The sequence below is a fragment of the Xenorhabdus budapestensis genome (assembly GCF_002632465.1).
GTDB classification, from domain to species: domain Bacteria; phylum Pseudomonadota; class Gammaproteobacteria; order Enterobacterales; family Enterobacteriaceae; genus Xenorhabdus; species Xenorhabdus budapestensis.
In genome coordinates, this window is the sequence record NZ_NIBS01000046.1 from 1 (window position 1) to 6,223 (window position 6,223).

Annotated in this window: 13 protein-coding genes; 2 read left to right on the top strand and 11 right to left on the bottom strand. The window is 41.4% G+C overall.

Going from position 1 to position 6,223, the window contains the following annotated elements:
* Positions 1-11: 11 nt before the first annotated feature.
* A complete protein-coding gene (locus Xbud_RS18105; protein WP_099137412.1) occupies positions 12-671 on the bottom strand; it encodes a hypothetical protein in 660 nt (219 codons plus the stop codon).
* 82 nt (positions 672-753) lie between these two features.
* Between Xbud_RS18105 and Xbud_RS18110 the strand changes: the two genes are divergently transcribed.
* Positions 754-1,059, top strand: a complete 306-nt coding sequence (locus Xbud_RS18110) for a 7(1) septoil knot domain-containing protein (RefSeq protein WP_099137413.1) — start codon at positions 754-756, stop codon at positions 1,057-1,059.
* Positions 1,060-1,115: 56 nt separating this feature from the next.
* Here Xbud_RS18110 and Xbud_RS18115 read toward each other — a convergent pair whose 3' ends face one another.
* Positions 1,116-1,487, bottom strand: coding sequence for a hypothetical protein (locus Xbud_RS18115; protein ID WP_099137414.1), 372 nt, complete (start codon positions 1,485-1,487; stop codon positions 1,116-1,118).
* A gap of 227 nt (positions 1,488-1,714) precedes the next feature.
* Here Xbud_RS18115 and ghoS point away from each other — a divergent pair, with 227 nt between their 5' ends.
* Positions 1,715-1,999 carry a type V toxin-antitoxin system endoribonuclease antitoxin GhoS gene (gene ghoS, locus Xbud_RS18120; RefSeq protein WP_099137415.1) on the top strand — a complete coding sequence of 95 codons (285 nt, stop codon included), beginning with the start codon at positions 1,715-1,717 and terminating at the stop codon, positions 1,997-1,999.
* Here the strand turns inward: ghoS and Xbud_RS18125 are convergent.
* The 9 genes from Xbud_RS18125 to Xbud_RS18165 form a co-directional block, all read right to left on the bottom strand.
* Positions 1,996-2,205, bottom strand: coding sequence for a thioredoxin domain-containing protein (locus tag Xbud_RS18125; protein WP_145956667.1), 210 nt, complete (start codon positions 2,203-2,205; stop codon positions 1,996-1,998). The two genes, ghoS and Xbud_RS18125, sit on opposite strands and share 4 nt — an antisense overlap.
* Before the next feature lie 77 nt (positions 2,206-2,282).
* The gene (locus Xbud_RS18130) at positions 2,283-2,525 is read right to left on the bottom strand and encodes an Acb2/Tad1 domain-containing protein (protein WP_099137417.1); all 243 of its coding nucleotides are present in this window, start codon (positions 2,523-2,525) and stop codon (positions 2,283-2,285) included.
* A complete protein-coding gene (locus Xbud_RS18135) occupies positions 2,525-2,980 on the bottom strand; it encodes a lysis protein (protein WP_099137418.1) in 456 nt (151 codons plus the stop codon). Before Xbud_RS18135 ends, Xbud_RS18130 begins: the two co-directional genes overlap by 1 nt.
* Position 2,981: 1 nt before the next feature.
* Complete coding sequence (locus Xbud_RS18140) at positions 2,982-3,200, bottom strand: phage antirepressor N-terminal domain-containing protein (protein WP_244590034.1); 219 nt, start codon at positions 3,198-3,200, stop codon at positions 2,982-2,984.
* A gap of 167 nt (positions 3,201-3,367) precedes the next feature.
* A complete protein-coding gene (locus Xbud_RS18145; protein WP_099137419.1) occupies positions 3,368-3,769 on the bottom strand; it encodes a structural protein in 402 nt (133 codons plus the stop codon).
* Positions 3,766-4,089 (bottom strand): phage holin, lambda family, encoded by a 324-nt coding sequence (locus Xbud_RS18150; RefSeq protein WP_244590035.1) that lies wholly within the window; start codon positions 4,087-4,089, stop codon positions 3,766-3,768. The genes Xbud_RS18145 and Xbud_RS18150 overlap by 4 nt, the downstream gene beginning before the upstream one ends.
* 183 nt (positions 4,090-4,272) lie before the next feature.
* The gene (locus tag Xbud_RS18155; protein ID WP_099137420.1) at positions 4,273-4,488 is read right to left on the bottom strand and encodes a hypothetical protein; all 216 of its coding nucleotides are present in this window, start codon (positions 4,486-4,488) and stop codon (positions 4,273-4,275) included.
* 75 nt (positions 4,489-4,563) lie between these two features.
* Positions 4,564-4,794, bottom strand: coding sequence for a hypothetical protein (locus tag Xbud_RS19675; RefSeq protein ID WP_145956668.1), 231 nt, complete (start codon positions 4,792-4,794; stop codon positions 4,564-4,566).
* 389 nt (positions 4,795-5,183) lie between these two features.
* A complete protein-coding gene (locus Xbud_RS18165) occupies positions 5,184-5,711 on the bottom strand; it encodes an AidA/PixA family protein (protein WP_099137422.1) in 528 nt (175 codons plus the stop codon).
* Positions 5,712-6,223: the final 512 nt, after the last annotated feature.

The window sequence follows — 6,223 nt, forward strand, 5'->3', positions numbered from 1 at the left end:
GGTCCCAGTTTTTATTTAGCTGTCCGTATCGCCTCATCCAGCGCCTGACTGATAGCAGCAGGCATCAGCGATTGAGCCATTTGTTGCGCCCGTTCCTGATAGCCGAGTACAGGCTCAACAGGTAGCGCATCACCGAACCGAATAAGCAATTTTGGGGGTCTTTGTTTCTCTCTCGGTCTGCGTGTTCCATTAGGTGAGCGTTTTAACCGCTGCTTGTTCTTTTTCACCTTTTTGGCTTTCTTACGCTGCCATACGCCATTAACATCACTTCCGTATCGCGTTGAGACTTCACCAATGAAGGTATCGTCTTTGCCTTTCAGCTGTTTCAGCTTGTTGCGAGGTAAGTTGCCATACTTGTTCAGTTTGACGTTCTTGGGGTTGAGTAAAGCAGCGCCATTCAGTTTATGAACACCACCAACCTCAAACGGTTCCAGATAACTAGAAGCCGTTGGCAATACGAAAACTTTTGCGGTTAGATCGTTCTTACGTGCGCCTTTGCTTCTGACCGCTTTAACCGTGAAAGGGGTCGGGCTTTCCAGCTTGCGTTCGAATGCCACTTTCTGGGCTTTTTCTATCTTACGTGCGACTTCGGTAAGCGCCTGAGCCGTTGCAAAGGGGATTTGCTTTCGTATCTTTGCTAATTGGTTGATAAGATCATTCAGTGTAGCCATTTGTACTCTCCAGCATATCGGATAAACTGAATTAAACAGTCCTATTATCGAAATGACGAATTTGCCAAGCACAGGAGTTCATATGAAAAAATTAGCAGTCCTGTTAGTCGCCGCATTATTACTTCCGTTTGGTGCTTACGCTAAAACCAAAGTTGATGTTGCTAAAATTTACGGAAACATCAAAGTGGTCAATTCCGGTGCAGACTATAAGGTGAAGGTTGTTAACTCATTCCCCGATCTGAAAGTCAAAGTTGTCACCAGCTCCGCGAATTCTCCGGGCAAATGGCGAATGGTGACTGCATCACCTGATTACAAGATTCAGTTCGTCAACGCATTCCCAGATTTTACTATCAAATACGTAGATTCATTCCCCGGACCAACCCAATGATTCCTTACTCATTAACATGGAATAGCCCTCGGGGTGAGAAGGCTATGCGATGATAATTAGCTCATACCGATAATTGAGCCTGCTCTGCCGCATTCACGAACTGACTTCCGATGTGACAATGTAAATTTAAGAGGCAGTTCGCTTGCATCCTGACAGTAAAAGTTGAATTTGTTTACTGTCTGCACGAGTTCAGTATTCACAACAGCGATTTTTTCCAGTAGCTTATGTATGTAGTCAATATCAAACTTTGGAATAAAATATTCCCCTGAATAGGGATGCCCCTTCAAGTGCATAATCTCATCACTCAATTTATCAGCGCTCTCACTCCTCTGAATAATAAGTTTGGCTATCTTTTCTTTTAATAATTTACAGCGACCAATAGCTTCATAGTTCGGTTTATTATCACTATCAATGGTTCTTTCTTGCATAATAACCTCTTGTATATGTAGTTAATTCAGTACAGCCCAAAACTTACACAAAACTCTATCAAGCCCCTGATCACTCAGAGGCTCACTGACACTGTGTTTTGATAGGTTGCTAATACTGAAATCATTGCCTGCTTTTAACCACATCAGGCGAGGTGGTTCCTCACTTACCGTAATTAAGGGAAAGTGATAAGTTGGCTATTCCATAGTCAAAATAAGGAATAAGAAGAATGGCAAATTTTACAGTTCGCGTTGAGTTACATAATGCAAACTCTAAGGATTACGATAAATTACATGAAAAAATGGGAAATGCTGGATTTAAACGCACGATTACCACCAAAGCTGGCAAGATCTATCATTTGCCAGATGCGGAGTATTCAATCAATAGTGATAAATCCACAGAAGAAATTCGTGATTTAGCTCTTGATACAGCAAAAAAAGTAAAAACTAATCCAGCTATTCTTGTCACTAAATCAAATGGAACCAGAAAATGGTCTGGTTTGGATGAAGACTAATCTTCAACTTCAGCTTCATCATCACCATTTCCTCGTTTTGGGTCTTCTGTTTCAAGAGCAATAAAGCTATCTCTAATATTTCGGGCGATGTATTTCGCCCTGTCGTTGTCAATATAGCCACGAGATTCCATTTCTATACTAATTACATTCAACAGAGCTTCCCGCGCTGCTTGTTGTGATTCTAGTGTTAATTCTTCAAATTTCATGATGACCTCAATCATTTGTGTTGTGTTTTGATATAGTCCTGCAATCCCAGAATTATTTGCTCTGGGGTGGCAACCAATTAAAATGTCGTTGGTTGAGCCACGGCACGAACCCAGCACATGATCCCTTTTTGCAAATCAGTGCGACCTTCATTCAACCAACGAATATCAATTTGGTGATTTCCGGTTTGTGTATGTGTCACTACAAGATGATCATAGAGCTGGCCTAATTCCTCACCCATCAACTTAATCTTGTTCATACAATTAATTTCATCTTGGAACAATTCACGGTAGCCAGTGATTTTGCGGTGTTGGTTTTCCATTATTTTCCTCTACATTCAGTATTAACATAATCCTGCAAATATCTCAGTTTTGCCCGGTCGTTGATGATGCCTTCTCGGATATCGAGAACAGTTGATCCAGTTTCTCCAGTGAGTTCGACGGGGGTTCCATTGACCACGTCGCCGGAGGAAGTGGTTTCAGGCACAGGACAGGCGGCCTTGATGCGCAGCTTGCGACGACCAGCGGCAACATCAGCCCGAAGAGTGTTGATTTCAGTCTTGGCATGGGCGAGTTCCTGAGTGTGAGTCTTGTCCAGTTCTGCGAGTTGCTTGATGCGTTCTTGCTGCTTATTTATCGCAATGACCTGTTCGTCATACTCTAACTTTAAGTTATTGTATTCTTTGGCCTTGTTATGATACTCACTGTAATAGAACCAGAGCAGGCCAGAGACAATCACCATCGCACCAAGAGTGAAGTATTGGCTATTGAGTTTCATATCAAATCAAAACCTCATCATCTCTATGCTGTTTATCTCCGGGAAGCTGCATTGTGATATTCACAACACAGGTATTAAATCTTTGTTTTATTTTGGTGTATTGTGAAGCCCAATCCATTCCCATACCTTCGACAATAGGTCTCATCGGGACATAAGGTTCATTGTTGTATTCCACAACATAAAGTTCATCGTTATAAAAAGGGACTGTAATTGTATGCATATTGCGTATTCCTATAGAAATAAGAGCCTGCTGACGTAGAAATATCGCCCATGAGAGGTCGCCACCTGGCGATACTTCTCAGGCTCTATTTCTATAAGCTCATGATTGGGTTGCTCGCACGTCAGTACGCATATGTGGAGGAGCCTCCGATTTCAGAGGCTTATAACTCAGAGTAAGTTGAATGCTTTTTCGAATATTTCATCGGTATACGGTTGCTTGCCGTTCTCGTGCTGAATGATTGATCTGGTCAGTGCAATCAGCGTGGATTTATCGAGTGTAATTTTCTCAAACTGGTCAACATTGAGTGTCTTAGCAACACTGTTAATATAGGCAGCGGTGTTGTTTTCCGAGTTTGGGGCATAGCGGTTGATGATTTTAGAGACGCTGTTGTGTCCGCCTTTATGGTAATTGCACAGCAGCTTCATCAGTGCCCGAATGCCATACTCTGGTGATTCGAACCGGCAGAACCGCTTTTCAATCTTTTCATCATGAGGCAACTGACCCTGCCACTTATTCACGGGGTTGTGATCAATATTGCCGGGGTTATTATTACGAATGCCTCTGCTCACTGTTTATCTCCCAACCGTTTATTGATGGTGCGGATAGCAAACTCGCGTATCTTCTCAACGCCAATAAAGCCCACCAGCCCACCAACGAAAGGGGCGGCATTACTGGGTATACCGAACAGCTCTAAGCCGCTCGAAATCCCCCATGACAACGCCCCGCACAGAATGCCTTCTATCCATTTATTTTTACGGTCTACGCCGTCATACACCAGACGCCCATAGCAAATGACGATGGCTAAAGCAGAGCCGGATATTTGCGGCCACGAGTTTTTAAGGCCGTTTAATAGGTCAGCCCATAAGTCAGGATTTTCTTTCATCTTCATATTCCACCCCATTTGAACAATGGGCGTCCGTGGGGTGAACGATGGTTACCCCTGTGAGTTGAGTTAATAGGAGGTCGTCACCGGAATTCCGGTATCGGATTAATTTCAATTAGTTAGCATTGCAGATACGAAAAAGGCCGCATTTGCGACCCTGACGTTAATCCATACAGAAATAAGTAATGATTAGGGATCAATGCCCCATGCGAAGTCATCACTACCCGTTCTGTGCGATCCGTAATGGACTTCATAAACTGAGCCGAAATTAACTGCTTGTATTTCGGCTTTCTCTTTAGTGGCATACACGCCAGCTAAATGCCAAGGAGAATAGCGCACAACTCCCCATCCAAGCACAAAACCAGCGTTATCCGGATCTGGCTTTAACCCTTCTTCTACAAACATTTCTATCTCCTTCGATTGGGTACCCGGAGAATAGATTATTAATTGGTTGACTAAAGTTCAATAAAGCGCAATTGATTATGCGATGCGGGCAGTAATTTTAAGTGATGGGAGATCGTTGCGGTTATGCTCAATTCTTACAGGCTCATTAGAACCATCGATATCATAAACCTTGCTATATCTCTCTGAAACTTTCCCTTTCAACGTGTCTTCAATCAGTAACTTATCACGCTGCCATACCTTAAAAATTACAGAGCCAGCGGCGTTACTCTCATTTAGACCTGAAAGGGTGACTGTTAACTTTTTCATTTCTAGTTTCCTAACTTTAGGATGACAAAACAAAAAAAAAGCCACGCTATGCGCAGCCTTGAAACTCGTTATCCGTGATCTAAACGGGGTGATCTCTTTTCCGTTAAAAATCACATTAACACATTGATTTATATAACATATAGGGTGCTCTCTAACCCCGATCGAAGTGTTGACCATACCACCTAAAATCACACTTAACCTATTGATTTAACAGTGATATAGGTGTTGACCGACCATGTTCGGTTATTCGACTTAACCGAACCACTTGAATTTGTTCCGTTATGGGAATTCCCATGTCGGGATTTTGAACTACGAAATATCTTTTCGTAGTTGGATTTACGACGGGTAGATAGCAAAAAGCCCCGCGAGTGCGAGGCTAGGAAATCAATTTAACTTACCAGAACTAAGGTATGATGCCACTTGCAATAGCCTATTGGTTGGGAGGTCTGATCGTATATCGTAAAATATCCTGTAGAAGGAAGCGTAACTGGTTGAGTAACGGGGCTTTTTTTAACTTCGCTCAACCAGTAATCGTTTGGAACTACCTGAAATCCTATATTTCCTGTTCCAGCTTGAACAACTGGCACATTTTTGCTGAGCGGTTTACGAGTAGCCCTACTAAGGTACTCATCGTAATCAGCCACATTATCTGGTAAAAATGAAGTTAAAATCGCAGAGTAGGGAGAATCAACAGGTGATAATGAGATACCTCTCCACCTAATCTGATCGCCACGCGCTATTGATAACAGTGTTAATTGTTCTCCATGATTATCCGTTATTAAACTTTCATCATAAGTCATCACATGAACGTATTTAGAATCAACAAGTTCTGGTTTGCTAGGATTTTTATTATATTGATTCTCCCTAACAATAACTTTTTCATCTATGGCAACTAATATATCAATCACATCTGCCATTATAGTACCCTCATTAGTTAGTGGTATTATTATCTTTTATATGCAACCAAAATAACAATGGATCCATATTTAATTAGTAAGCTACTTACAGCACCACCATACCAAAGAAAAGCAAAATAAAAACATTAAAAATTAGCGCTTATGAAATCAAATTTACCACAATGAAATATATTTCAATTGTATTCATATAGAATTTATTAATAATCATATTGAGACAAATAATTTAATATTTTTATTTTACTCTTCTGAAATGACATAAATCAAAATTACGCCATTTACAAGCAATTATGCATTTATTGTCTTGATGACAAAAAAACCCCGCCGAGGCGAGGTCTGAGATTAATAAGCTGTGTGACATTGCTTTCACTCTTATCACAATATACTGACTTTTGTAATTACGCAACCCAATTGATTAGGGCAAACGGGTCTAAATTATACTGACGTAAAACCCACCGTGAGGACTTTCAGCATGTAACCATTATCCCATCCTGCTTTCTGACGCTTAGTTTTCA

Excerpts from the sequence above, each read along its gene's own strand:
- Xbud_RS18155 (WP_099137420.1), bottom strand. The coding sequence starts at position 4,488 with ATGTTTGTAGAAGAAGGGTTAAAGCCAGATCCGGATAACGCTGGTTTT.
- Xbud_RS19675 (WP_145956668.1), bottom strand. The coding sequence starts at position 4,794 with ATGAAAAAGTTAACAGTCACCCTTTCAGGTCTAAATGAGAGTAACGCC.
- Xbud_RS18115 (WP_099137414.1), bottom strand. The coding sequence starts at position 1,487 with ATGCAAGAAAGAACCATTGATAGTGATAATAAACCGAACTATGAAGCT.
- Xbud_RS18130 (WP_099137417.1), bottom strand. The coding sequence starts at position 2,525 with ATGGAAAACCAACACCGCAAAATCACTGGCTACCGTGAATTGTTCCAA.
- ghoS (WP_099137415.1), top strand. The coding sequence starts at position 1,715 with ATGGCAAATTTTACAGTTCGCGTTGAGTTACATAATGCAAACTCTAAG.
- Xbud_RS18125 (WP_145956667.1), bottom strand. The coding sequence starts at position 2,205 with ATGAAATTTGAAGAATTAACACTAGAATCACAACAAGCAGCGCGGGAA.
- Xbud_RS18140 (WP_244590034.1), bottom strand. The coding sequence starts at position 3,200 with ATGCATACAATTACAGTCCCTTTTTATAACGATGAACTTTATGTTGTG.
- Xbud_RS18110 (WP_099137413.1), top strand. The coding sequence starts at position 754 with ATGAAAAAATTAGCAGTCCTGTTAGTCGCCGCATTATTACTTCCGTTT.
- Xbud_RS18105 (WP_099137412.1), bottom strand. The coding sequence starts at position 671 with ATGGCTACACTGAATGATCTTATCAACCAATTAGCAAAGATACGAAAG.
- Xbud_RS18150 (WP_244590035.1), bottom strand. The coding sequence starts at position 4,089 with ATGAAGATGAAAGAAAATCCTGACTTATGGGCTGACCTATTAAACGGC.
- Xbud_RS18165 (WP_099137422.1), bottom strand. The coding sequence starts at position 5,711 with ATGGCAGATGTGATTGATATATTAGTTGCCATAGATGAAAAAGTTATT.
- Xbud_RS18135 (WP_099137418.1), bottom strand. The coding sequence starts at position 2,980 with ATGAAACTCAATAGCCAATACTTCACTCTTGGTGCGATGGTGATTGTC.